This window comes from Halalkalibaculum roseum, assembly GCF_011059145.1.
Lineage (GTDB): Bacteria > Bacteroidota > Rhodothermia > Balneolales > Balneolaceae > Halalkalibaculum > Halalkalibaculum roseum.
On sequence record NZ_JAALLT010000004.1, the window covers coordinates 238,958 to 262,663 of the forward strand.

General features: G+C 43.7%; 23 protein-coding genes. 14 read left to right on the top strand and 9 right to left on the bottom strand.

The genetic code is table 11. The features are described 5' to 3' along the window. Positions 1–40: 40 nt before the first annotated feature. The 5 genes from G3570_RS12965 to G3570_RS12985 all read left to right on the top strand — a co-directional run bounded on the left by G3570_RS12965 (position 41) and on the right by G3570_RS12985 (position 4,198). Positions 41–1,519: a GNAT family N-acetyltransferase gene (locus G3570_RS12965; RefSeq protein ID WP_165143044.1), complete on the top strand. Its 1,479-nt coding sequence runs from the start codon at positions 41–43 to the stop codon at positions 1,517–1,519. Then, on the top strand, positions 1,506–1,811 hold the full coding sequence (locus G3570_RS12970) for an STAS domain-containing protein (RefSeq protein WP_165143046.1): 306 nt from the start codon (positions 1,506–1,508) through the stop codon (positions 1,809–1,811). The genes G3570_RS12965 and G3570_RS12970 overlap by 14 nt, the downstream gene beginning before the upstream one ends. Positions 1,812–1,815: 4 nt before the next feature. Then, positions 1,816–2,430, top strand: a complete 615-nt coding sequence (locus G3570_RS12975; protein ID WP_165143048.1) for a flavin reductase — start codon at positions 1,816–1,818, stop codon at positions 2,428–2,430. Between the two features lie 9 nt (positions 2,431–2,439). Further along, positions 2,440–3,600, top strand: coding sequence for a M20 family metallopeptidase (locus tag G3570_RS12980; protein ID WP_165143050.1), 1,161 nt, complete (start codon positions 2,440–2,442; stop codon positions 3,598–3,600). Positions 3,601–3,820: 220 nt separating this feature from the next. Continuing rightward, complete coding sequence (locus tag G3570_RS12985; protein WP_165143052.1) at positions 3,821–4,198, top strand: DUF3127 domain-containing protein; 378 nt, start codon at positions 3,821–3,823, stop codon at positions 4,196–4,198. A 362-nt stretch (positions 4,199–4,560) separates the two neighbouring features. On the opposite strand, the gene G3570_RS12990 is transcribed toward G3570_RS12985, so the two are convergent. The 3 genes from G3570_RS12990 to G3570_RS13000 form a co-directional block, all read right to left on the bottom strand. After that, a complete protein-coding gene (locus G3570_RS12990; RefSeq protein ID WP_165143054.1) occupies positions 4,561–5,151 on the bottom strand; it encodes a helix-turn-helix domain-containing protein in 591 nt (196 codons plus the stop codon). A gap of 115 nt (positions 5,152–5,266) precedes the next feature. Continuing rightward, positions 5,267–6,412 carry a serine hydrolase domain-containing protein gene (locus G3570_RS12995; RefSeq protein ID WP_165143056.1) on the bottom strand — a complete coding sequence of 382 codons (1,146 nt, stop codon included), beginning with the start codon at positions 6,410–6,412 and terminating at the stop codon, positions 5,267–5,269. A gap of 65 nt (positions 6,413–6,477) precedes the next feature. Continuing rightward, complete coding sequence (locus tag G3570_RS13000) at positions 6,478–7,722, bottom strand: glycosyltransferase (protein WP_165143058.1); 1,245 nt, start codon at positions 7,720–7,722, stop codon at positions 6,478–6,480. 245 nt (positions 7,723–7,967) lie between these two features. Here G3570_RS13000 and G3570_RS13005 point away from each other — a divergent pair, with 245 nt between their 5' ends. Together G3570_RS13005 and G3570_RS13010 are read left to right on the top strand one after the other, a co-directional pair. Beyond that, positions 7,968–8,234, top strand: coding sequence for a hypothetical protein (locus G3570_RS13005; RefSeq protein ID WP_165143060.1), 267 nt, complete (start codon positions 7,968–7,970; stop codon positions 8,232–8,234). Between the two features lie 186 nt (positions 8,235–8,420). Beyond that, entirely contained in the window at positions 8,421–8,837 is a 417-nt protein-coding gene (locus G3570_RS13010) for a response regulator (protein ID WP_165143062.1), read from the top strand. 72 nt (positions 8,838–8,909) lie between these two features. On the opposite strand, the gene G3570_RS13015 is transcribed toward G3570_RS13010, so the two are convergent. After that, the gene (locus tag G3570_RS13015; RefSeq protein WP_165143064.1) at positions 8,910–9,239 is read right to left on the bottom strand and encodes a TraR/DksA family transcriptional regulator; all 330 of its coding nucleotides are present in this window, start codon (positions 9,237–9,239) and stop codon (positions 8,910–8,912) included. A 98-nt stretch (positions 9,240–9,337) separates the two neighbouring features. On the opposite strand from G3570_RS13015, the gene G3570_RS13020 reads away from it, so the two are divergent. The 4 genes from G3570_RS13020 (at position 9,338) to G3570_RS13035 (ending at position 11,898) form a co-directional block, all read left to right on the top strand. Then, positions 9,338–9,781 carry a hypothetical protein gene (locus G3570_RS13020; protein WP_165143066.1) on the top strand — a complete coding sequence of 148 codons (444 nt, stop codon included), beginning with the start codon at positions 9,338–9,340 and terminating at the stop codon, positions 9,779–9,781. A 55-nt stretch (positions 9,782–9,836) separates the two neighbouring features. Beyond that, positions 9,837–10,934, top strand: coding sequence for a clostripain-related cysteine peptidase (locus G3570_RS13025; RefSeq protein WP_165143068.1), 1,098 nt, complete (start codon positions 9,837–9,839; stop codon positions 10,932–10,934). Between the two features lie 350 nt (positions 10,935–11,284). Continuing rightward, a complete protein-coding gene (locus G3570_RS13030; protein ID WP_165143070.1) occupies positions 11,285–11,494 on the top strand; it encodes a cold-shock protein in 210 nt (69 codons plus the stop codon). A gap of 194 nt (positions 11,495–11,688) precedes the next feature. Beyond that, positions 11,689–11,898: a dodecin gene (locus tag G3570_RS13035; protein WP_165143072.1), complete on the top strand. Its 210-nt coding sequence runs from the start codon at positions 11,689–11,691 to the stop codon at positions 11,896–11,898. Positions 11,899–11,991: 93 nt separating this feature from the next. On the opposite strand, the gene G3570_RS13040 is transcribed toward G3570_RS13035, so the two are convergent. The 4 genes from G3570_RS13040 to G3570_RS13055 all read right to left on the bottom strand — a co-directional run bounded on the left by G3570_RS13040 (position 11,992) and on the right by G3570_RS13055 (position 17,135). Then, positions 11,992–13,845, bottom strand: a complete 1,854-nt coding sequence (locus G3570_RS13040) for an ATP-binding protein (protein ID WP_165143074.1) — start codon at positions 13,843–13,845, stop codon at positions 11,992–11,994. 120 nt (positions 13,846–13,965) lie between these two features. Further along, complete coding sequence (locus tag G3570_RS13045) at positions 13,966–14,409, bottom strand: SufE family protein (RefSeq protein WP_165143076.1); 444 nt, start codon at positions 14,407–14,409, stop codon at positions 13,966–13,968. A gap of 74 nt (positions 14,410–14,483) precedes the next feature. After that, complete coding sequence (locus G3570_RS13050) at positions 14,484–15,740, bottom strand: PAS domain-containing protein (protein ID WP_165143078.1); 1,257 nt, start codon at positions 15,738–15,740, stop codon at positions 14,484–14,486. 231 nt (positions 15,741–15,971) lie between these two features. Continuing rightward, entirely contained in the window at positions 15,972–17,135 is a 1,164-nt protein-coding gene (locus G3570_RS13055) for an acyl-CoA dehydrogenase (RefSeq protein ID WP_165143080.1), read from the bottom strand. Between the two features lie 294 nt (positions 17,136–17,429). On the opposite strand from G3570_RS13055, the gene G3570_RS13060 reads away from it, so the two are divergent. The 3 genes from G3570_RS13060 to meaB all read left to right on the top strand — a co-directional run bounded on the left by G3570_RS13060 (position 17,430) and on the right by meaB (position 22,787). Next, positions 17,430–19,454: a methylmalonyl-CoA mutase family protein gene (locus G3570_RS13060; protein WP_165143082.1), complete on the top strand. Its 2,025-nt coding sequence runs from the start codon at positions 17,430–17,432 to the stop codon at positions 19,452–19,454. A gap of 69 nt (positions 19,455–19,523) precedes the next feature. Then, on the top strand, positions 19,524–21,674 hold the full coding sequence (scpA, locus tag G3570_RS13065; RefSeq protein WP_165143084.1) for a methylmalonyl-CoA mutase: 2,151 nt from the start codon (positions 19,524–19,526) through the stop codon (positions 21,672–21,674). A 24-nt stretch (positions 21,675–21,698) separates the two neighbouring features. Then, positions 21,699–22,787, top strand: a complete 1,089-nt coding sequence (gene meaB, locus G3570_RS13070; protein ID WP_165143085.1) for a methylmalonyl Co-A mutase-associated GTPase MeaB — start codon at positions 21,699–21,701, stop codon at positions 22,785–22,787. Between the two features lie 25 nt (positions 22,788–22,812). Here meaB and G3570_RS13075 read toward each other — a convergent pair whose 3' ends face one another. Continuing rightward, positions 22,813–23,694 carry a DUF4097 family beta strand repeat-containing protein gene (locus G3570_RS13075; protein WP_165143087.1) on the bottom strand — a complete coding sequence of 294 codons (882 nt, stop codon included), beginning with the start codon at positions 23,692–23,694 and terminating at the stop codon, positions 22,813–22,815. Positions 23,695–23,706: the final 12 nt, after the last annotated feature.

Consider the following 23,706-nt stretch of genomic DNA (forward strand, 5'->3'; position numbering starts at 1 on the left):
AATGCCATTATACACTGGTAATAACGCTTCATAATCAAGGATGGATGCCCAGTTTAACATAGCCATAGACGAGCAGTTTATAAGTCCCATTTGTGATTTTACCTATACCTGGTGTTTGAACTGCGGGGTACAAGATCAGCAAGCCATCAAATTCACCATTGCCCTGAGTGAGCTAATCACCGATATCATACTTTTTGCCTATCCAACTGAGAGCAACGCCCATTTCGAAATTTCCTATCGACATAATCTCACCAACGTAGAAATCATTGTCAGCGAGGTGGGCGAACCATTTGATCCGGACCGGCACCGATATGACAGCAATAAGATGCGCGAGGTAGGAGATTTTGAAGGCGCAGGATTCCGATTGATTCGCCGGTTTTGCGATGAGTTTGTCTTTGTAAACAAGGGCAAGGAAGGAAAGGAGTTTCACCTTTCCAAGGAGATTGACGTACAGAGCATCGACAGGATGCTTGAACGGTCGCGGGCAGAAAAACCAAAGGAGCCAACTGCTGAAGAAATTGAAAAACCCGATCTGCAGGCGGATAATTTTAACTATCAGCAAGTAGCTCCCTCCGATGCCGAAGACATAGCCAAACTCATCTACCGAACCTATAAATATACCTATAGCAAGGAAGAGCTCTATTATCCGAAGAAAATCGAGGAAACCCTCCTGGGAAAAGAGAAACTGGGTGTTATTGTCAGGGATGATGACGGCTTGTCCTTAGGTTATTTCGCCGTACTCAAAAAATCCGACTCCAATATCGGTGAAGTAGGTGAGGCGGTAGTGTCTCCCGGATATCGTAAGCGGGGTATTATGAGTAACATGATGAAACGCCTGATTGAAATGGCAAGGGATCAAAAGCTGGCAGGTCTTTATGGAAAAGCGGTGACCAACCATCCGGTGAGTCAAAAAGTTAATAATAAATACAATTTCATAACCACTGCCCTCATGCTGGCAGATACCCGAAATGTGATTTTTACCGGCTTCAATGAAGATTATCCCCAGTCGGTTTCAGTGGTCATTGACTTCCTTCCTCTTTTCATCCCCGAGGAAGTTACGGTTTATATGCCGGCAAAATATTGTGATATCATAACGGATACCTTTAAGGAATTGAACATCCCCATCCGAGCGAGTAACAGTAGCAATTATAGAATGGCTCAAAAGTCAGATATTGATCTCTCCATTAACTATTCCGACTCAACCTCCTTGCTGGTGGTAAATAAGTATGGTCCTGATTTTGTAACGGTACTCTCTGAAATGATGACAAGTCTCAAAAAACAGGAAGATCTCAATGCCATATTCCTTGATCTTCCCCTGCAAAATGCCGCTACTCCTGAGCAGTTTGATGGGATGAAAGACCTTGGTTTTATCTATTCCGGGTTAACCCCCTTATTTCACAAACAATCGCATTATCTTAGACTGCAGAAAGTATATTCGGAGCTGGATTTAGAGCTGATTGAAATCTATTCTGAGTTCGGGGAAAAAATTAAGACACTGATTGCCGATGAGTATCATTGAATCTCGTAAAAGTAAGGACACACTCAAAGTTACCCTGCTGAATAACTTCGACATCCTTACGCGATACAAGATTGAAAGTCGTACTACAAAAGAAATTGAAAATCTGGAAATTGACTTCAGCAACTGTAAAATCCTGGACAGTGAAGCGGTGATATTTATGTATCATTGGGACAAATCGGGTAAAACACTGAAGCTGATAAATCCTCCCGATATTCTGTTCGAGATTCTTGAAATACTGGAACTGAGTGATATCTGGCAATTGAATTATACCATTACCGAAACCAAAAGCTGATATTATGGGTGACAATAAAAACTCAAATATGATTAAGATTTCGGTCGATGATGAGATGTGGAACCGTATTTACACCGTACACTCTCTGGTTATCATCGGCAGCAAAGAACCCGACGGTTCATTCAACATGGCTCCCAAGCATATGGCCATGCCCATGGGTTTCAGCAAGTATTTTGGCTTCATCGGAACCCCGCGTAAGAGTACCTACCGGAATGTAGAAAGAGAGAAGGTTTTTACGGTAAGCTTTCCCCGCCCTGACCAGGTTGTCATTTCCAGCCTTTCGGCTTCCCGACGTGAAAAAGACGACAGCAAGCCCATACTGAAGAAAATTCCGATGACCGATGCCACTGAGATCGAGGGCAAATTTCTGGAAAATTCATACTTCAATCTCGAATGCAAGCTCTCCCAATTTTTGGGAAAGTTCGGAGAATGGGAACTGGTAATAGGAGAAGTCGTTGCAGCCTGTGTCAATGAGGATGCCATCCGAAGAGAGAGCAAAAACTTTGATGGCGCCCAGCTTGTTTACGATTCACCCCTGCTGGCTTACCTGCATCCCGATCGATTCAGCAAAATTCGGAAAAGTAACGCCTTTCCCTTTCCCGAGGATTTTAAAAGATAGATTCTACTGATGACTGAACGAGCCAAAGAGCTGAACAGGTATTTTGAGAATCATAAGGAGGATTTCCTGGGTGTACTGCAAGCATTGGTAGAGATGGAAACACCCTCGAATGAACCTGACCGGTTTTCCGATATCCTTTCGCTGCTGACCAAAGAGTTTGAAAAACTGCAGTACCGCGTTGAACATATCCCGGGCCGGGAGACGGCCGGACACCTCTTGTGCAAACCTGCAAATTTTGACCCCAAAGAGCCCACACAGCTGGTCATAGGTCATTGCGATACGGTTTGGGACATGGGAACCATCAAGGACATGCCATTCAGGGTAGAAGAAGACCAGGTATTCGGTCCCGGCGTTTTTGACATGAAGTCCGGACTCTGTATGATGATATTCGCCCTTCGGGCTATTCAATACCTGAAAAAAGATCTACCCGTTCAGCCGGTTTTCCTGATCAATTCAGATGAGGAGATCGGCAGTGAAGAATCGCAGTCGCTGATTATTGAAGAAGCCAAAAAGGCGTCGCGCACATTGGTATTGGAGCCTGCTCTCGGAACCGAAGGAAAAATCAAAACACGCAGAAAGGGTATCGGGGAGTTTACTATCACCATTAAAGGAAAACCATCCCATGCTGGACTGGCACCTGAGGAAGGAGTCAGCGCCATACTTGGACTTTCTCACATTGTCCAGCAGTTGTTTCGGCTCAATGATCCCCAAAACGGCGTGAGTGTGAATGTCGGTACCATAGAAGGTGGAGAACGTACTAACGTAATAGCAGCAAAAAGCAAAGCTATCGTGGATGTTCGCGTCCCGACCAAGGAAGATGGGAAACGCATCAAAGAGGAAATTTACAACTTAAAACCTGAAATAGAAGGTGTTAAACTGGAGGTATCCGGTGATATCCGCCGCCCCCCACTTGAGAAGAACGAAGCCAATGAGAAGTTGTGGAATATTACACAGAGTCTGGGGGAAGAGCTCGATCTTAACCTTCATGAGGGCGTATCAGGAGGAGCATCCGACGGTAATCTAAGCAATCTTTACTCTCCCACCATCGACGGATTGGGTGCAGTAGGAGAAGGAGCACACGCCTACCACGAAAAAATTTTCCTTACGGAAACCCTGCAAAGAAATGCACTGCTTACGCTTCTGTTGCTGCATCCCCCTGTGAAGAGTTAAGTTACATAACTTATTCATTCAACAAGGTAAAGGTCGGCCTCTTAATCCTTTATTTTTTTACTTATATTATGCCTCAAATTTTATCGGAAAGGCAGGCCTGCACCTAAGAATAAATTGCTACAAGACATTTTGCCACTTAGATCGCCTGCACTCCTATTGGAATCCGGTTCGGCATACAAGACATCAAAGAATTTATTAATCAGCAGAAGATTAACACCCAATGGATTTACAACTCAAAGGCACCGTAGAACAGATACTTGAAGAGAAGTCAGGAGAAAGTAAAAACGGACCCTGGCGCAAGCGTGATTTTATCCTTAAAACCGACGGAGATTACCCCAAGCAGATCTGTATCACCCAGTGGGGCGATAGCATTGATAAAGCTGATGTTCAGAAGGGGGAAGAGGTCGTGGCTCACATCGACATTCAGAGTCGTGAATATAACGGAAACTGGTATACAGATGTCAAAGCCTGGAAAATTGAAAAAGCATCCGAGCAAGGTACCACATCCATGCCCGGTAAAGGCGGTGAAGACACACAGAAAACAGAACCGAGTCCCAGCGAAGAGATTTTCGATGTGGATGACGAACTTCCCTTTTAAAAATACCCGGCAGGTCTGATTAAAACAGTTTTAAGATCATTATCTTAGTGTTCTTCTACTAACCGCAACACATTTTCTACAGCCTGATTAACAGGGGTCTCACCTTTGGTTAGCGAAAGTTCCAGACCTGACGTTCGTGGTTTTTCCATAACTTCAGCCAGTACTTCTGCCACATCCTGTCTCGGTATCTCTTCCCCGTGGCAGGTCTGGTGTAAATTATATTATGTAATCTTATCGAAAATTAATAGGGAAGATAAATATCATCATTTTACTATATAAGTAATATGAATAAAAGATATGAGCCTAAGACCAATTGAAATTATTCTATAGACCCATTTTAACATTACTTGTCATTAACCTTTTCATGACATAAAATTAACACGGGGTTTATACCAAGCTTCTTTGCCTGAACTTACTTGTATGATGTTGAAACTGACAACGATGAAATTATACAGGTATAAACCGCCAACCAGTAGGTATAATGGCATATAGATACTGCTGACTATAGATGGACTTACTACAGTTATGGTACCGACTTTGTAATTCCACCAACTCAGATAACCCAATAGCCCTACAAAGAGTACTATATTCCAGGTTATTTGAAAGCTGAGTAGTTTTTTAGCATTTACGGTAAGATGCCAATTCTCATCTCTTTGAATAGTCGAAAGTAAGATTGGAATAAGTATCCCCAATAGTGGAAACAGTAAGAAACTTAAAGCAGATATATGTAATGAGGTTAAATAACTGTTATCTTTAACTTTTTGATTCCCTATTAACTTATTTGCAGGCACTCCAAGAGCTTCAGCAATTCGATTAATGGTATCTCCTCTCGGTTCAGTTTCACCATTTTCTACCCTTTGAATGGTACGCAGACTAAGATCCGATTTTTTAGCTAGTTTTTCCTGAGAATATCCTTTCTGAATACGTACCTCTTTAATTTCCTTCGAAATCATCTCAATTGATTTTTTTAAAAAAATTATCTTATCAAAATCTATTGAAAGGAATTGACAATGTTTACGTCATCTTTATGTCATTTATATGACATCCTTGAATCTCCTCCCTAATTACTCATCTTTCTTCCCCATAAACAAACCGATCCATAAACAGGCGGGCAAATTCCGACTTTTCTACCGCTGCCCCATCCAGCGGATTCCCCCACCATATTCCTTCGCTATTCGCCAGTAAAATCAACGTCAGATTCCGCTCAGGCACCTTGAGGAAAAGCGCAGAAAACCCGGCTTTTTCATCCCAGCCGGCATGCCAGATAAACTTCTCTCCTCGATATTCCTGCACATACCATCCAAACGCATAGGGAAGCGTTGTCCCGACTGGAGCCACAGCAGGAGTAAAAAGTTTTTCCATCACCAAATCGGAAGCAAGGATGCCGCTGTCAAGAGCTATATCATATTTTGCCAAGTCAGCAACAGTTGAGACTATACCGGCGCCCCCTGCGAGATGCCGTTCAATATGCCTTTGGCGAACGTACTCCCCATCGTTGTACTCAAATCCTTGGGACATATCAAAATACACCAGCGCTTTATCGCGTTGCCACATACTCGACATGGTCCGATTCATTCCTGCCGGACCCAAAATATGTTCCTGTACCAGCTGGGCCATCGTATTGTGGCGGCCTTCGGCTGCGGATATGGGATTTCCATAGACATATTCTATATACCGTGATAGTCGTGAATACATTAGTGGGTTATACATGAACCCGGTTCCCGGTTTACCGTTAACCGTATGGTTTAAAACATTGCGAATGGTGATTGAAGCATCACAATGTAAATTACGGCCAAAGACTATTTCAGATCCAGCCAGCCACGAGCAAAAATTGTCCCAGCCCGGCATCTCGTTGATCCTATCATTTAAATCAATCTCTCCCTGCTCTTCGAGCTGCAGAAAAAGAAGCCCGAGAAAAGTTTTCGTTACCGAAGCAATCCAGAAAGGGGTATCAGGCGTTACCGCTTTAAATACTTCCCCATCACCGGTATCAAAATGAGAACTCCCAAATCCATTTGACCAGGCTATTTCTCGGTCTTTCACAATAGCTGCGGCCAGTCCCGGTATATGGTTCGCCTTTCGCAATGAGTCCAAATCTGCTGAAAAAGCCTCGATCTGAAATTCGGATATAGGGTCGTCGTTGCTGGATTGTGAAAAGGATAATGAGGGCAGAAATAATAAAAGAAACAGTAAATCTATAAATAGATATCTCAAGAATCGAACTCTTTGATTAAAAGTTATTTGTTAAGTACGAAAGTAGAAAAATCCGGTTTCGGTTTTCACTTTTTATTCTTCTCTTCTATCCAACGGGACATGTACCGGCTGCTTGCCATGGTATGGTGCATCAGCATGGAACCGGTGAAATTGTGCTTGCGATGTTCCGCCAGGTTTTGATTTATAATCTTCAACCTTTTGATAAAGTCGTTGTGATGGGAAGTATCAGCAAATTTTTCGTTGATAATATGACATCCCGCATCTACTGAATTTCTCCATTCTTCCGGGTCTGTGTATAATTGTACAGCCCGTTTGGCGAATACTTCCGGTCTGTTGGCAATAAATCCGCTCCATCTTCGCTCTGATACCATTCCCTCCGCACCGATATCGGTAGCCACGTTGGGTGTGCCGCAGCGCATCGCTTCCAGCAGCTTTCCTTTCAATCCGGCCCCGAAACGCAGCGGAGCAAGCATGACCCTGGCATTTTTTATCACGCTCTCAGCATCGTCTGCTCTTCCTTTAATGTGAAATTGCTTTGCCGGGTCATGCATCTGTTCAACCTGCTGAGTGGGGTAAGCCCCGTATACATGCATCTCCGCTTCGGGAAGTTTTTGATGAATAAGCGGCCATATTTCCTGCTTAAGGTATATTACCGAATCAAGATTAGGCTTGTGACTGAAATTGCCAATGGTAATAAAATGCCGACGTGCTTTAAATCCGGGCACGTCATAGGTCGCGTTCTCATCAATCGCATTTTCCATAAAGGGCAAGTAGCAAAGCACTTCCGAATCCACATCAAATAGATCCCTAAGCAGATTCATTTCATATTCTGAAATTATAAGCGACAGGTCGGATCTTAAAATGCTTGCTATCTCTCTTTTGGATATCTCCTCTTCCAGCAGGTCATTCGTCTCAAATAACCGGCCTTCTTTAACTGCTTTCTCTCGTGTCCTCCGCAAGCAGTGAAGATCTTCCGTATCGAGTACACGAAGCGCTTTCGGACACTGTTCTGCAACCCGCCAACCGAACTGTTCTTCCATCATAAAACGATCGAATAAAACGATGGTAGGATTTAAATCCTGTACAAATTGATCAAATTCTGAACGGTTTACCTGAATATTGTAGGTATCAATTCCCAGTTGATCCAAATTTGAACTGAACTCACCGGGTGCCGCCGGACTGGCAAAGCTTACCTTCCAGCCTTCTGCCTGAAAGAGCCGGATAAGGTTCATCATGCGATGTCCCGCCGCCGAAGATTTCGGTTCCGGCCAAACGATTCCCAGGATTAAAACATGTTCGGCTTGATTCACGATGAAACTTAAATCTGGATTCAAATTTATTCCTTCCCTTGGCGAAGTTAATCAGGGCTTCTATTACAATTTTCTAAAATACCGGGTTTGAAGTTAGAATACAGTAATAGTTCTTTTGCAGGTCGGTATAATTAATTATTGTAACCAACCGACCCGAGAGTCGTCACATGTAAAACGTTGGTGCTCTTAGGTTTCAGTACATAGGAGTTTTAAAATTTGGGATACAAATAAAAATAAATATCATCATGCTAAAGTTTTATGACACGTTTCGTCCACTTTTGGGAGTGCTTTGTTTTTTATTGGGAATACTTGTGAGTTTCACACCCCTGCCATTCGGTTCACTGATTATGCTTACCGGTATCATCATGACTTCACCGGAGGTTAAATTCTTTCAAAAGCTTCTGAAATGGATTGAAGAGAAGGACCCGACACGGAAACAGTGGGCGGCTAAAGTCATCAGTACCCTGCAGGTTCGTCTCATTCCGGTTCCGGTCAAAGCAGAAAATGACTAAGCACCAAAATCACTGATAACTAAAATCATCATTGTATGAGTGATGATACATTATTCATCACATAAAATATCAAACAGTTTTCGACTTGCCCTGATGTATGCTTTAAAACTTGTAACCAAGTTATTGGTAAGTCGTCACACTCTCACTAACACCTGCAAGTTCTATTAATTTATTCGGGGTTTACCTATGCCAACACCTCAAAAAAAAGTACTTATCGTCGAAGATAATCTGATTCTTTCCCTTCTTGAAGAGAGACTCTTAACTAAAATGGGCCACAAAGTCGTAGGAAAGGTTACCAGCGGCGAAAAAGCCGTAGAGATCTTTAGAAAAGTGAAGCCTGACTTTGTCATTATGGATATTTCCCTCAGTGGAAAAATGGATGGATTCGAAGCCACCAATATCATGAGGGAGACCACCGATGTACCGGTTATTTTTGTATCGGGGAATTCAGATCGATACGAAAAATTTTGCCTCAAGAAAGAAGGTTTCAATGAATTTGTATCGAAGCCTTTTACCTACCAGGACCTGGCAGATCCCATCAACAGAATCTGGAAGGAAGAGCCGGTGGAAAAGGAGGAAACAGAAAAGCAGTACCATTCGTAACACCGTAGGCGTTTCAAGAAAATATGAGCTCCTAGTGTCCCTGCTCTGTAGATAAGGAATACTAAATAGAACTCATGCACATCGTACACACCGGGTTGTCCACGGCATAATTTTCAAACGTCCAAAAGCAATGGACTCACCGCATTTTGAACAATCTCCAAATTGCTCCTCTCCTAAGCGTTCTAAAGCTCTCTCCAATTTCTGAAATTTGCTTTTATTCTCCCGCAGGGAAGCCTCATTGATGGTTTTATTGTTGATGGCATCCATCCGGGACAATCTGCCAATGGCATTATCCGGAGCCACAGGTTTTGTGAGTTCTTTCAATTGTGCTATCTCTTCTTTGGTCTCCTCAATGCGCCTTTCGATGATTTCCCGGAGTTCATTAAGCTCTTGCTTTGTCATAATTGTTCAGGTAATAGGTGGATACTTAATTTATATACACAAATTTATTATAATCACTAGCAGCCTTTATTTAACCTATTAATAACCACGGAGTTACTATGAAAATTTTTAAGACCTTCGGCTTACTTATTTTATTGCTAATCGGTTTCCAGCTGTCGGCGATTGCCCAGGGAAATGATGCCACTGCAAAGTTCAAGAAATATATTAACAATGTGGTTCAAAAGGTAGAAAAGGCAGAGAGCCCCGATCAAAAACGGAGCATATTGAATGACTCTTTTGACAATATGATCGACACCTTCGACAAAGTATCCGGCATGAAGGGCGTTTCTGAGGATAATAAAGCCGCCATTGCAAAATTCCGATCTACCATAGTCGAAAAGAAAAACGAACTCAATGGCAATAACGGGTTTGCGGCCGTAAAGAATAACCAGTTGAACAACTTTGCCCATTATGTGCAACAGGACCTAGAACAGGCTGATGAGACCATTACTATCAGCGTTACTGTGTTGCTGCTGATCATTATCATACTGTTGCTCCTATAAACAATATCAAAACCTAATTGTGTAGAAGCGCGGCATAAGCCGCTCTTTTTTTCTTATGAAGAACCTCTTCTCACGCACCTCTTTTTCCTCTTTATACATTGCCCTTATACTCTTCTTTTTAGCTGCCTGCTCCTCTTCGGGATCCCTGAAAAAGCAAAACGGAGAGTTTGGGTCGCAAGATCAAGACGCAAATTATTCCATTATCTACCTTATTCACGGTGATGCAGACTATCTGTACCATGACTCTCTTGGAAGAGCCCTCCAAGCCGACCGAAAAGTGTTGGAAGAAGCTATTCGCGTGGGTGAACAGGCGAAAAGTGGGGAAGTGTTCATCTTTCACCAGCGGCCGGAACGAAAGGTATTATGGATCTTTCCCAAAAAGGATCGCCGGTTCATTCATTACCGAGCGGGAGAACGCATTTCTGAGAAGCGATACTCCCCAACAGGGCAAAGCGATTCCGGCACATTCTCAGCCGAAGCCCGACTTTATGATGAATTCAAATCGACAGGAGATTCCATTAAACACAGATCACTTCTCTACTTTGGGCACGAGATTCCCTACGAAAACGGGAAAGGATATTACCATTCGTTGAGCAGCACGTACATGAATACGGATACTTTCAGTTCGGGCATTCAGAGCTTCCTACCAGGGGATCTCAAAAAGTTTGACCTTATTACGCTTTCAACCTGTAATAACGGATCTCCGGATATGGTACATGCACTCAAGCCTCATACCCGTTACCTGCTGGCTTCACCCCAAAACCTGCATCTGTCACATATCGACACAGAGGGGCTTTTCATATTAGAGAACCGGCCTGATGTTGAGGCTCGTGAAGTTGCTGACAAACTATCCAAAGATTCCTACCTCCGGCTGACGAAATCCATACAGACCGTAGTTTCACTTTCTGTTTACGATATGCATGAGGTGGGCCAAAATATTCAGGGTATTGACTCTACCTACCAAAATTACCTTAAATCGGGCTCAGCGGCCGATCCCGGCTCAGATAACATCGACTGTACCGAGCTACCTTTTTTCGACCAAGAGTCTGTATTTACCGAAGGGGTGTCCATCCGTTATCGTCCGCCCCGCTTTGGACCTAAGGCTAATAAGACTACCCATTCCGGTTGGGGATGTAAGGATGTGGACTCCTGACCTTATTCGGATAATCAGTTTGATCGACAATTTTTACTGAAGCGTGGCTATGATTTTACGTTTGAAAGAATACCCTCTTTTGAAGTTCCAAGACACTACACTTATTTTTATGACGGTATAATTATAATACCTCGTAGCAAATATGTTTACGTGGTAATGACCCTTTAAAAGCTGCAAAGCTTTCGGGATAAATAGTATACTTAACCCTGTAAAGGGCCTTTTTATGGAATAATAGGGTTTATCAAAAAAAAATATTATACTTATACCGTTCGATAAAACATGTATAAAATTCATGTATTATCAACGTTTTAATTGGAAGCATAAGAAGATTAATATTTGGAGATTTAGGCATGGCAGAAAGAGAAGTCGGAACCGTTAAGTGGTTTCATAATGGTAAAGGATACGGATTCATAACTCGCGAAGAAGGTGAAGATATTTTTGTTCACTTCAGCGAAATTGCAATGGAAGGCTATAAAAAGCTGGAAGAAGGTATGAAGGTTGAGTTTACTGTAGCAGAAGGCGAGAAAGGCCTTCAGGCACAGGAAGTGATACCCATTTAATTTCAAGTTTTTTATTTTTAGGCACCATTCATCCCTGAATGGTGCTTTCTTTATTTTATCGGGCTTACCCCGGTTGCCCGTTTTCGGTATTCGGGGTTCCTTATGTCTCCTCGCTTCTTATTTACCCGATACATTTCTTTTTTTACTATTTCCTGATTCATTTGAATATTAACTCATCAATTCATTAGTAAATCATGGAAAATCACACCTATAAGTTAATTGAGATTACCGGTACATCCGACAAGTCAATTGAAGATGCTATAGAACGAGCAGTAAGCAAAGCCGCAAATTCAGTCGATGAACTGCGCTGGTTTAAGGTTATGGAAACCCGGGGTACTATTGATGAAGATCATGTACAGCAGTGGCAGGTGACCCTGAAAATCGGATTTACTCTGAAAGATTAACGACTCAGACTTTAATTGATTGATTTCGCCCTGAGAGTGACTGGATGTCGATCAGGGAATACCTTAAACATACCCGACTTGAGCAGGTTCCGTTTAAGTATTGGTGGTATTGGCTTTACTCTGCTTATCCAGGATATGATACTCCAATTTTTCCTGTAGCTCTACAGGATTGAAAGGCTTGGTAATAAAATCATTCATCCCGGAAGCGTATACTTTCTCTTTAACCTCTTTCAGAGCGGCAGCCGTCAATGCGATGATAGGTATATTGCGCTTTCTTTGGTCGTCTATGGTACGTATGGCCTGTGATGACTGGTAGCCGTCCATCATCGGCATCTGCAAGTCCATGAGAATAATGTGGAAGTGTTCGTCTGCTACTTTGTTCAGCGCCTCATTACCGTTATTGGCAACTGTAATTTTCATATTCCACTTTTCAAGGAATCGCGTCATCACCTTCTGGTTGATTAAGTTGTCTTCAACCAGCAAGACTTTGATGCCCTCCAGACTCTTCGAAGTGATACGCTTATCAGACTGCAATTTGTCAACCTGGGATTCATCCCCAAGTTCATAGGTTAAATCTACATAGAAGGTGCTGCCCTCGCCTTTAGTGCTTTCGACTCGGATAGAACCTCCCTGCAGATCAACCAGCTTTTTGCTGATGGTCAGTCCCAGCCCGGTACCGCCGAAGATGCGGCTGGTGTCGGTTCGCTCCTGAGTAAAGCTTTCAAATATTTTCTCCTGCTTATCCTTTGAAATTCCAACACCCGTATCAGCAACATAAAATTGCAGGCTGACGTCATTGTCTTCCTGGCCGGTTTTATTGACTCCGATCTTAACTTCACCTTCGTCAGTGAATTTTACGGCATTGCTTACCAGGTTATTTAAAATCTGAGTAAGCCTGTTAGAATCGCCCAGCAATACATCCGGCACGTCATCTTCAATCTCCAATTTCAATTCTATGCCCTTCTTCTGGGTATTAAAACGAAAGCTTTCTATAATGCCCTTCAGCAGATAAGGCAAATCGAAATCAAGGTCTTCAAATTCAATTTTACCGGATTCAATTTTGGAGAAGTCAAGTACATCATTGATCAGAGATAGCAAGGTTTTCGCGGAGAAGTCGAGTATCTCCAGTTGCTCCAGCTGATCTTCCCGGGGATTGTCTTTGGCGAGCAGGTTGGTCATCCCGATAATGGCATTCATCGGGGTTCGTATTTCATGACTCATGGTGGAAAGAAATTCTGTCTTGGCCTTAGAACCCTCTTCTACCTTCTTTTTGGCCTCTTCGAGCTTTTTAACATTATCCTCCAGCTCGCTTTTCTTCTGAATCAGTTCATCGTTGAGCTCTTGTGTCTGTTGAAGCAATTCTTCCGTGCGCTCTTCCGCCAGGTCTTTAGACTCGGAAAACTTGTTAAAGACCATCCAGGTAGTAATGAAGGCAGAACCCAGAATGCTCCATTTGATAAGATTGGATCCCTGGGTAGAGATGTAAATCTTGTCAAAAATGATATAATCCAATACAAAATAAGCTATTACACACATCATGATGCCTATGTTTCGCAGGCGTACCTGTTCTTTTTCAAACAGAAGGATGGAAAGACCGCAGGCCGGTACCAAAAAGGTTTGAATCAGCATGTCTTTTCCGAAAACCGAACTGAGAATAATGATCCCAATCACGACGTAGGCGATCAAAAGGAATTTTGAAGTATTCTCATAGCCCTTTCTGGCAAGAATTGGAATAAGTGAAAAGGCAACCGCTTCGCTCAAAAAGAACCAGGAGAGCGAAACCGAACTGTTGATATAAAATGCTACCAGGAAAAGCAGTGAAAATCCGACAAGCGAGAAAGAAACGGTGTTGAGAGTGATTAAACCGCTTTTTTTAATCTTGGCAACATTATCCTTTGCCAGGTCCTTCCCCAGGGCAATTTCTTTTATGTTGGATAATGTAGGCATCAGGCTGTATCAGATAGCAATTTTACCATAAATGTATAGAAATGTAGCAAACCTTAAAACTTATCCCGTAAAATATTTATTAAGATGCTTTAACCCGGCATGCTTAAAAAAGCCGTAAAATCAGGCTTCAGCCTGTTCCTGCTGCATTTTTGTCTTGTAGGCCATAGCATAGATTTTCATCTGCTTCACCATGGAAGCTAAACCGTTTGATCGGGTCGGAGAAAGGTGTTCTTCCATGCCGATTTTCTGTATAAATTCCGGTTTGGTGGAAATGATGGTGTCAGGATCTTGCCCGGAATAGAACCGAACCATGAGGGCAACCAATCCTTTGGTTATTGCCGCATCACTATCGGCCTCAAAGATCACCTTCCCGTCTTTCAGCCTGGTATGAAGCCACACTTGTGATTGACATCCCCTCACAAGATTGTCTTCAATTTTATACTCTTCATCCAGCGGTTCAAGATCACGACCGAGTTTGATAATATATTTATAGCGTTCGGTCCAATCTACAAGAGCGGCAAACTCCTTAATAATGTTCTGCTGTATTTCCTGGATATCCGCCATATCAATGATTTGTTAACGGTTCTCTTTCTATCCAAGATAACAAATATTTGTTCCGATCTATATACCCGGACCGATTAAACCGGATCAGCAGTTACTTTTATACTTATGGCCCCTGTGGCACAGATTACATTGTCGTCTTCATCCGATCGTGGCTTGCCGTAATCTATAATATCTACATAATCTCCTTCCTTACTTCTAATGCGATACTCACAAGTTGACTGATTGCCTTTCAGTATCTTTTGGAAGTGATCTATTACCTTATCATAGTCATCATCGTGAACCAGTTCTTTCAAACCTCCCGGTTGTCTCACTTTTTCAGGTGAAATCCCCGTCATTTCCGGGAAGTCCTCAGAAACATATTCCATTACGGGTTTACCGTTCTCTATAGTTACCCGGTAATTAAACTCAGATGCCTTCTCAAAAACGTTCATAAAATTCTGGTTACGCTTTTTGAGAGTATCCATGATGCGCTTCTGTAGGGAGATATTTTCAATCTCAGCACGGATCAAATCCTGGTCTTTCAGCTCAAGAATTTCGGTTTTGCCCTTGATCTGGATAGGCACACCGTTCTTATGCTTGATAATACCTTTGAATTCCTGGGCGTCAAAGTTCTTTAGGTCAAAATCATTTTCAAATCTATTCTGAAGGGATGTTCGGTACTTTTTGGGGAAGAGTTCCCAAACTTTGATCTGCTTCAGTTCGTCTTTATCGTAATTTACGAGCTCACGGAACGACTTATTGGCCATGACGATATTTCCTTGCTCGTCAACGTCAATGACCGTTCGTTTCGACTCTTCATGCAGATCATCAAATTCAACATTGGTATCGACCAGTACTTTTTCAGCACGCTTACGCTCGGTTATATCGTGCTGATAGGAGACCCAGTGTGTCAATTTGCCTTCTGAGTCGGTCAGCGGATGAATATCCCACTGGTTGACGAACTCGGTTCCGTCCTTTCTGTAATTGATAGCCTGACCAAAAAATGCCTGGCCTTCTCTAAGTTTGCGCTTCAACTTATCTAATATCGCACGATCAGTTTTTGGACCCTGCAAAATTCTGGGTGTTTTGCCAATAACTTCTTCACGGCTGTAACCTGTCATCTTGCAGAAACCGTCATTTACATAGACAATTTTAGGTCCCGGCTTCTCAAGATCAAGCTCCGTGATTAAAATCGAGTCATAATCGTTCTGAATGGCAGATTCCAACAGGTTTAGATGCTGCTGGTATTTCTCTTTTTCTTCCTCTACTTCATTAAACAGCTCTTTTAACTTTTTGTAGGCCTTCTCGTCTTTGCTGAGCTCTTGTAGATGTTTGTCGATATTAGATTGCATAATTAATTACATGATTACAATTTTCGTAAATATATAACTATCCCTATGTACTGGTCATCTCACGCAAACATGGAATGTCGTAAGTATCATTCCGGAAAAATCATTTTTTATTCGATTTCCGAAAAATTTATTAAATAATTGTTTTTTAATTACTTATAACACAAATATTGGTACAAATAGAAAAAGTCCGGATAAGTATCCGGACTTTTATTTTACTTATATGTGCCAGAACTACTTTAACAGCAGTTTTGAAATAGTATTAAGCTGCATATTAGAAGTCCCCTCATAGATTTTACCGATTTTTGAATCACGGTAAAACTTCTCAACAGGATACTCTTTCACGTAGCCATATCCGCCAAACAGGTCGATTGCCAATGAACTGACGCTTTCGGCAACTTCCGAAGAGTGATACTTGGCCATGGCTGCCTCTTTCAAAAAACTTTCACCATTCTCCTTCAGCCTTGCAGAATTGTAGACCAGCAGACGTGCGGTTTCAATATCGGTTGCCATCTTAGCCAGCTGAAATTGTACCCCCTGGAAGTCAGATACTGCCTGTCCGAACTGCTTGCGTTCCTGGGTATAAGCCAAGGCAGCGTCGAAAGCACCCTGCGCAATACCGATCATCTGTGCACCGATTCCAATTCGTCCTTCATTTAGTGTCTCAATGGCAACCTTGTACCCTTTACCGACTTCACCCAATACATTTTCTTTAGGTACGATGCAGTCTTCAAGTAAAATTTCACAGGTTGAGCTGGCACGAATGCCCATCTTATTCTCTTTCTTGGAAACCGAAAATCCTTCAAAATCGCGCTCTACGATAAACGCGGTAATTCCCTTATATCCTGCATCGGGATTCAGGTTTGCAAATACCAGGAATATGTCAGCCTCATTGGCATTGGTAATCCAGAGCTTGGCACCGTTTAGTTTGTAGTGGTCACCCTTATCTTCTGCCGTCGCTTTGAGGGCAAAAGCATCGCTCCCGGAACCGGCCTCGGAAAGACAGTAAGCTCCTACCTTCTTATTTGCAAGCTGAGGGAGATATTTCTGCTTGGTCTCTTCACTTCCCCAACGCAAAAATGCGTTATTAACCAGGGTATTTTGTACGTCCATGAAAACTGCTGCAGAAGCATCAACCTTTGAAATTTCTTCAATAGCAACGATAGACATGAAGAAGGTACCTCCTCCGCCTTGGTATTTTTCAGGCACTTCAATACCCATCAGACCCATGTCAAAAAACTGCTGCACTAGATCGGGATCCAGCTTAGCCTTCTCATCCATCTCCTGAACTTTAGGTTTGATTACGGTATTGGCAAAATCGGCGGCCGCCTCTTTTAGCATCTGCTCATCTTCGGTAAGTTTCGTCAAGGGAGGCATCATCTGTTCTACTTGTTCCATGCAATAGCTTGCTTTAAATTCGATGTTCTTTCAATTGAATACCGTCATCAATATAGGAAATCATAAGTATATTTTTAGCGTTCTTTTAGGAGGGTTTGAGAAGTAATCGATGTTCATGAACGGGTTAGTAAAGTAACAACAGCCTGTTTATTTTGATGTAGAAGAACTGCAGGGATCATCACGAAGACAAATGATTGATTCAATCCCTAAACAGATGTGTGATGTACCATACGAAAACGTGTAATTATTATTTTTATACTATTTGCGCGATAAAACCAGTATAAATAAATCACTATGACCGAACATAAGGACCACTTTTTTGATGAATTTCCACCTGTATCTACCGAAGAGTGGGAAAAAGTAATAAAAAAAGACCTTCGTGGAGCTGATTACAAAGAGAAGCTTAGGTGGGATACGGGTGAAGGTTTTGACATCCTACCCTTCTATCGAATAGAAGATATTGAAGAAGGTCGTCTCAAAACACCGATTCTGTCCGGCAACAAGAAAGAGAATAACAGCTGGTATATTTGCGCGCCCATTTTTGACAAGGAGGTAGAAGATGCCCGCGAGTCAATGCACCGTGCTCTGGAACGTGGTGCCGATGCCCTGGAGCTCACTTTTCAGATCAAAAGCACATCCGGAATGCTGGGCGGCGATATGGAAGGTACCTCGGTGCAGTCGCAGAACAGTTTTGAGAAGCTGTTTCGTGATGTAAATCTCTCGGCGACTACCCTCGTTTTTGACTCAGCCATGGCCACTCCCATTTATCTGGCAATGCTTCAAAACCTTGAACCAGAAGGAAAATCCGGGGAAGTTCTTTCAGCGATCTTCAGTTATGATCCATTTGTATACTTAGCCCGTAAAGGTCAGCTTCCAAAAAGAAAAGAGATTCTTGAAAATGAAATAACCGACCTGGTACATAGCATCGGCAACATGGGAAGTATCAAACCCTTGAGTGCAGATGGCAGGTTCTGGCATAATGCCGGGGGCACCATCGTTCAGGAACTGGGGCTTTCCTTGGCCGCAGCTTCTGAATACCTGGCGCTGCTAACCGATCGCGGCGTGGATTCTGATACCGCTGCCCGATCCATAAATTTTATGCTGGCTACAGGCTCAAAATATTTTCCTGAAATAGCAAAGTTTCGAACCCTGCGACTGTTATGGAAACAGCTTCTGCAAGCCTATGAAGCGGATGAAGAGATACCGGCCTACATCCATGCTGAAACATCCCTTTGGAATAAGACAGTATATGATCCTTATGTAAATATGTTGCGTTCCACAACGGAAGGCATGTCCGCTGCCATAGGAGGCATCGACTCCCTTACTGTTCATCCCTTTGACAGAATCTTTGAAAAACCTGATGATTTTTCCGAGCGCATTGCCCGTAACACACAGATCATTATGCAGGAGGAATCCTATTTTGATAAAGTCACCGATCCCGCTGCAGGTTCCTATTATATAGAGATGCTGACTGATAAAATTGCTGAAAAAGCATGGTCACTGTTTCAGGAAATTGAGCTGGAGGGCGGACTTTTGAAATCCCTGCAAAATGGAACGGTTCAGGTTGCTCTGGAGAATTCCAAGCAGCAACGCGATCGACAAATCGCTTCGAGGGGACGAGTGTTCGTAGGTACCAATAAGTACCCAAATGCCGGTGAAAAGGTGACCGAAGAGAAAGAGCTCAGCAATGAATTTGCTACGGTATCTTTGAAAAGCAATGATTACGACTTCACTTTGGATGAATCGGAAAAAGCGCTCATTGCATCCCTGCGCAAGGCATTGAGCGACGGAGCTGCTCTGGGCGATCTGGTTCCAAAGCTGTTCCAAGAAGACTGGAGCAAACAAAATTACCGAACCGTTCAGAAGTATCGCGGCAGCGAGGCTTTTGAGGAATTACGAATGGCAACAGAAAAGCAATCCGAAAGACCCAAGGTCCTCACCCTGCCACTTGGAAATAAAAAAATGCGTAAAGCGCGGTCTTCCTTTACCTCCAACTTTTTCGCCTGCGCCGGTTACGAAATTAAAGATCCTATAGGTTTTGAATCGGTAGATGAAGCTGTGGAAGCCGTTAGAGAACACGCACCCGATATAGCTGTAATTTGCAGCTCGGATGAGGGATACATACAGCTCGTCCCCGACCTTTGCAGTAAAATAAATCAACTGGATGAACAGCCCATCATGGTGCTTGCAGGATATCCTAAAGAAGAACTTGATCAATATCGGAAAGATGGCATTGAAGAGTTCATTCATGCCAAGAGTAATGTATTGGTAACCCTAAAAGATTTTCACAGCAGGCTGGGAATCAACGAACGCGAATAGGCACAATCAGGTGAATGCACAAACGCACATACAATAGCTGATTAATCTTATTCGAAACCTTGATAATTTATGAGACCTGATTTTTCTGAGATATCATATAAGTCGAAACTTTCTACCAACGGCCAAAGCCCAAATGGCAAGGTAGATGATACCTGGCAGACGCCCGAAAAAATCGGCGTCAAGCCGGTATTTACTGAATCGGATATTGCTGATTTGGAGCACCTGGATTATGCTGCCGGAATACCTCCCTACCTTCGAGGTCCCTACTCCACCATGTATGCCCTTCGGCCGTGGACTATCAGGCAATATGCCGGTTTCTCTACGGCGGAAGAATCCAATAAATTCTACCGCAAAGCTCTTGCTCAGGGTCAGAAAGGTCTTTCCGTTGCTTTTGACCTGGCTACCCACCGCGGATATGACTCAGACCATGACAGGGTTACAGGTGATGTAGGTAAAGCAGGTGTGGCCATCGATTCCATTCTCGACATGAAGGTGCTCTTTGACCAGATCCCTTTGGATGAGATGTCGGTTTCCATGACCATGAATGGGGCGGTGATTCCCATTATGGCTTTTTACATCGTAACCGCAGAAGAACAAGGGGTCTCACAGGAACAGCTGAGCGGTACCATTCAGAATGATATTCTAAAGGAATTCATGGTGCGCAATACCTATATATACCCACCTAAGCCTTCCATGCGTATCATCGGAGATATATTTGAGTACACGTCACAGCATATGCCCAAGTTTAATTCCATCAGCATCAGCGGTTATCATATGCAGGAAGCTGGGGCCACTTGCGATCTGGAGCTGGCCTATACCCTGGCCGACGGTCTCGAATACTTGCGTACCGGTATCGATGCCGGTCTGGATGTTGACGAATTTGCACCCCGTATTTCATTCTTCTGGGCTATAGGCATGAATCATTTTATGGAGATTGCCAAAATGCGCGCCGCCCGCATGCTATGGGCTAAAATTGTGAAGCGGTTTAATCCGGATAATCCGAAGTCCATGTCACTGCGCACTCATAGCCAAACATCGGGCTGGAGTCTGACCGAACAGGATCCCTACAATAATGTGGCAAGAACCACAATTGAAGCGATGGCCGCGGCCTTAGGACATACCCAGTCGCTGCACACCAATGCGCTAGATGAGGCTATAGCACTGCCTACGGACTTCTCGGCCCGCATTGCCCGAAACACTCAGATTTACCTTCAGGAAGAGACCGGCATTACCAAAGCAGTGGATCCCTGGGCCGGTTCCTATTATGTAGAATACCTCACTGATAAAATTGCCCGAAGGGCCTGGGAACTGATTGAGGAAGTTGAAGAGCTTGGTGGTATGGCCAAAGCCATTGAAACGGGACTGCCCAAAATGAGAATTGAAGAAGCAGCTGCCAAAAAGCAGGCACGTATAGATTCCGGTCAGGATACTATAGTCGGCATCAATAAATACCGACTTGACAAAGAAGACCCAATTGACATTCTTGAAGTGGACAATACCAAAGTGCGTAAGGCCCAGATCAAGCGACTGGAAAAGCTTCGCAGCGAGCGCAATGAAGATGACGTTCAGCAGGCCCTTAACCACATAACCGATGTTGCTAAATCCGGAAATGGCAACTTGCTTCAGGCAGCAGTTGATGCGGCCCGCAAGCGAGCGACCCTTGGTGAGATATCCGATGCCATGGAAAAAGAGTTCGGCCGGTACAAGGCAACCGTCAGATCAATATCAGGCGTGTATTCTTCAGAAATAGACCAGGATGACAATTTCAAAAAAGCCCGTGAGCTGGCAGATCAATTTGCCGAGCTGGAAGGTAGGAGACCGCGCATCATGGTGGCCAAGATGGGTCAGGATGGCCACGACCGTGGTGCCAAAGTGATCTCCACCAGTTTTGCCGACCTCGGCTTTGATGTGGATATCGGTCCGCTATTCCAAACACCCGAGGAGGCTGCCAGACAGGCTGTCGAAAACGATGTGCATATTCTTGGGGTATCCAGTCTGGCCGGCGGACATAAGACCCTTGTTCCAAAAGTCATTGAAGAGCTGGAAAACCTGGGAAGAGATGATATCATGGTTATAGTTGGGGGCGTGATACCGCAGCAGGATTATGAATTTTTATATGACCAGGGTGTGGTTGGCATCTTCGGCCCCGGTACGGTTATTTCGGAAGCCGCTCAAAAAATCCTGAACATTTTAATTGAGAGCCGGAAGAATAACCACTGAGGTATTTTGCGATAACTTATTTATATGAGTAAAAACAAGGAAGCAAATAACGACTCTTCTCTTTCGGTAAGCAAGGGAGTGGAGTCCGGCAATTCCATCAATCCCGATAGCCTGCAAAACTTCAGAGACCGGAACAAGAGCCTTACCCTCTCCGATTATGTTGACGGTATACGAAACGGGAATCGAACCATTCTAAGCCGGGCCATCACGCTAATCGAGAGCACCCGGAGCGAGCACCAGGATCTTGCACAGGAAATCATAGAACAATGCCTCCCCGAAACGGGAGAATCCATTCGCATCGGTATAACCGGTGTGCCGGGCGTTGGCAAGAGTACCTTTATTGAGACAATGGGTAACTACATTACCGGTAACGGAAGAAAGCTCGCAGTTCTCGCCATTGACCCAAGCAGTACAAAAACGCGGGGCAGTATCCTCGGTGACAAGACCCGCATGGAAACCCTGGCGAATAATCCCGACGCTTTTATCCGACCCTCTCCTACGGCAGGATCACTCGGTGGTGTAGCCCGCAAGACCCGGGAAACCATTTATCTCTGCGAAGCAGCCGGGTATGATACCATTTTCATTGAAACGGTAGGAGTCGGGCAATCGGAAACTGCTGTTCACTCCATGGTAGACTTTTTCCTGCTACTGATGCTGGCAGGTGCCGGTGACGAATTGCAGGGAATCAAGCGCGGTATCATGGAGATGGCAGATACCATTGCCATTAACAAAGTTGACGACAGTACCGACAAACACATACAGCAGGCCGTACGTGAATATAAGAACGCCTTGCATCTGTACCCTCCTTCAGAATCAGGCTGGGAACCGAAAGTTACCACCTGTTCGGCATTGAAAGGGACCGGCATTGAGGAGCTGTGGGAACTGATTCAGGATTACATCTCCGCCACCAATGAAAACGGTTATTTTGAGCGGCAACGAAACCGCCAAGCTAAGCACTGGATGTATGAGAGCATCAACAACCGCCTCCAGGATGCTTTTTATAATGATCCGAACGTTAAGCGTCAGCGAAAAAAGATCGAGCGGAAAGTGCTGGAGGGCACCATTAGTTCGTTCAAGGCTGCTCAAAAGCTCATTGACCTGTACAATAAGTAATTAACTTACAACCTGCCTCATTGAGTTAAATCACCCTCAGCACTACATTCCCGTCATCCGTCTCAATATTTATTTTGGCATTTCCCAGCGGCAGCGTGTAAATAGATAGATCATCATCAGACATGGTTTCTTCAAATTCACTGCTTGTGGAGATATCAGTATCATCATGGCGAATCACAAACTCTCCTCCGCCTCCTGCAATATTCAACAATAGATCACCGTCATCCGTACTAAACCGATAATTGCCTCCGTCAGCCAGAGAAGTGGTTAAGTCTACATCGCCGTCATCGGTGTCAATATGAACATCACTAAAATTGCCATTGAAAATTCTGGCGTCACCGTCATCCAGTTCAAGCTCGAGCGATCCATTACCGCCATCCATCAACAATTCCCCGTCATCCAGCTTTATTGAAAAGGCATCTCCGTTACACTCATTTAGCTCAACATCCGAATCATCGGCATCGATACCAATTGAGCCATCTATAGATGATATACGGTAGTTTTCATCATCTCCATTGAGTTTCAAGCTTACACCTCTGGGAGCCTCGATGGTAATTTCATACTCCTCACGTGAAGAACCCACTACGACCTTCGTACTATTTTCACGCTCTTTTTCGAAGATATTGAGGTTCCCGTTATCCTCTTCCACAATCATTTCAAACCCTTCTTTATTACCAAAGGACAAGCCTCTGACCCTCATCCGGTAATTTACCACTACTCTCACATCCTCTCGGTCGCTGCCGGTGATGGTTACATTGGCATCATCGCTGTCCAGATTGATTGTTCCATTCTCAGCTATAGCATATGTTTCATCCAAGTTAAACTCATCACTTTTTTGGGCTTCGGCTTTCAGTGTGAACAGAAAAACAATGGAGGTAACTAACAGTATGAAGCTATGTTTAAACATGGCAAAAATAAG

Bases quoted from the DNA above. Each gene is read 5' to 3' on its own strand.
- G3570_RS13045 (WP_165143076.1), bottom strand. From the start codon at position 14,409: ATGGCGGATATCCAGGAAATACAGCAGAACATTATTAAGGAGTTTGCC.
- G3570_RS12985 (WP_165143052.1), top strand. From the start codon at position 3,821: ATGGATTTACAACTCAAAGGCACCGTAGAACAGATACTTGAAGAGAAG.
- meaB (WP_165143085.1), top strand. From the start codon at position 21,699: ATGAGTAAAAACAAGGAAGCAAATAACGACTCTTCTCTTTCGGTAAGC.
- G3570_RS13020 (WP_165143066.1), top strand. From the start codon at position 9,338: ATGAAAATTTTTAAGACCTTCGGCTTACTTATTTTATTGCTAATCGGT.
- G3570_RS13040 (WP_165143074.1), bottom strand. From the start codon at position 13,845: ATGCCTACATTATCCAACATAAAAGAAATTGCCCTGGGGAAGGACCTG.
- G3570_RS13075 (WP_165143087.1), bottom strand. From the start codon at position 23,694: ATGTTTAAACATAGCTTCATACTGTTAGTTACCTCCATTGTTTTTCTG.
- G3570_RS13035 (WP_165143072.1), top strand. From the start codon at position 11,689: ATGGAAAATCACACCTATAAGTTAATTGAGATTACCGGTACATCCGAC.
- G3570_RS13025 (WP_165143068.1), top strand. From the start codon at position 9,837: ATGAAGAACCTCTTCTCACGCACCTCTTTTTCCTCTTTATACATTGCC.
- G3570_RS13005 (WP_165143060.1), top strand. From the start codon at position 7,968: ATGCTAAAGTTTTATGACACGTTTCGTCCACTTTTGGGAGTGCTTTGT.
- G3570_RS12975 (WP_165143048.1), top strand. From the start codon at position 1,816: ATGGGTGACAATAAAAACTCAAATATGATTAAGATTTCGGTCGATGAT.
- G3570_RS12970 (WP_165143046.1), top strand. From the start codon at position 1,506: ATGAGTATCATTGAATCTCGTAAAAGTAAGGACACACTCAAAGTTACC.
- G3570_RS13055 (WP_165143080.1), bottom strand. From the start codon at position 17,135: ATGGAACAAGTAGAACAGATGATGCCTCCCTTGACGAAACTTACCGAA.
- G3570_RS13015 (WP_165143064.1), bottom strand. From the start codon at position 9,239: ATGACAAAGCAAGAGCTTAATGAACTCCGGGAAATCATCGAAAGGCGC.
- G3570_RS13010 (WP_165143062.1), top strand. From the start codon at position 8,421: ATGCCAACACCTCAAAAAAAAGTACTTATCGTCGAAGATAATCTGATT.
- G3570_RS13030 (WP_165143070.1), top strand. From the start codon at position 11,285: ATGGCAGAAAGAGAAGTCGGAACCGTTAAGTGGTTTCATAATGGTAAA.
- G3570_RS12990 (WP_165143054.1), bottom strand. From the start codon at position 5,151: ATGATTTCGAAGGAAATTAAAGAGGTACGTATTCAGAAAGGATATTCT.
- G3570_RS12965 (WP_165143044.1), top strand. From the start codon at position 41: ATGGATGCCCAGTTTAACATAGCCATAGACGAGCAGTTTATAAGTCCC.
- G3570_RS13060 (WP_165143082.1), top strand. From the start codon at position 17,430: ATGACCGAACATAAGGACCACTTTTTTGATGAATTTCCACCTGTATCT.
- G3570_RS12980 (WP_165143050.1), top strand. From the start codon at position 2,440: ATGACTGAACGAGCCAAAGAGCTGAACAGGTATTTTGAGAATCATAAG.
- scpA (WP_165143084.1), top strand. From the start codon at position 19,524: ATGAGACCTGATTTTTCTGAGATATCATATAAGTCGAAACTTTCTACC.
- G3570_RS13050 (WP_165143078.1), bottom strand. From the start codon at position 15,740: ATGCAATCTAATATCGACAAACATCTACAAGAGCTCAGCAAAGACGAG.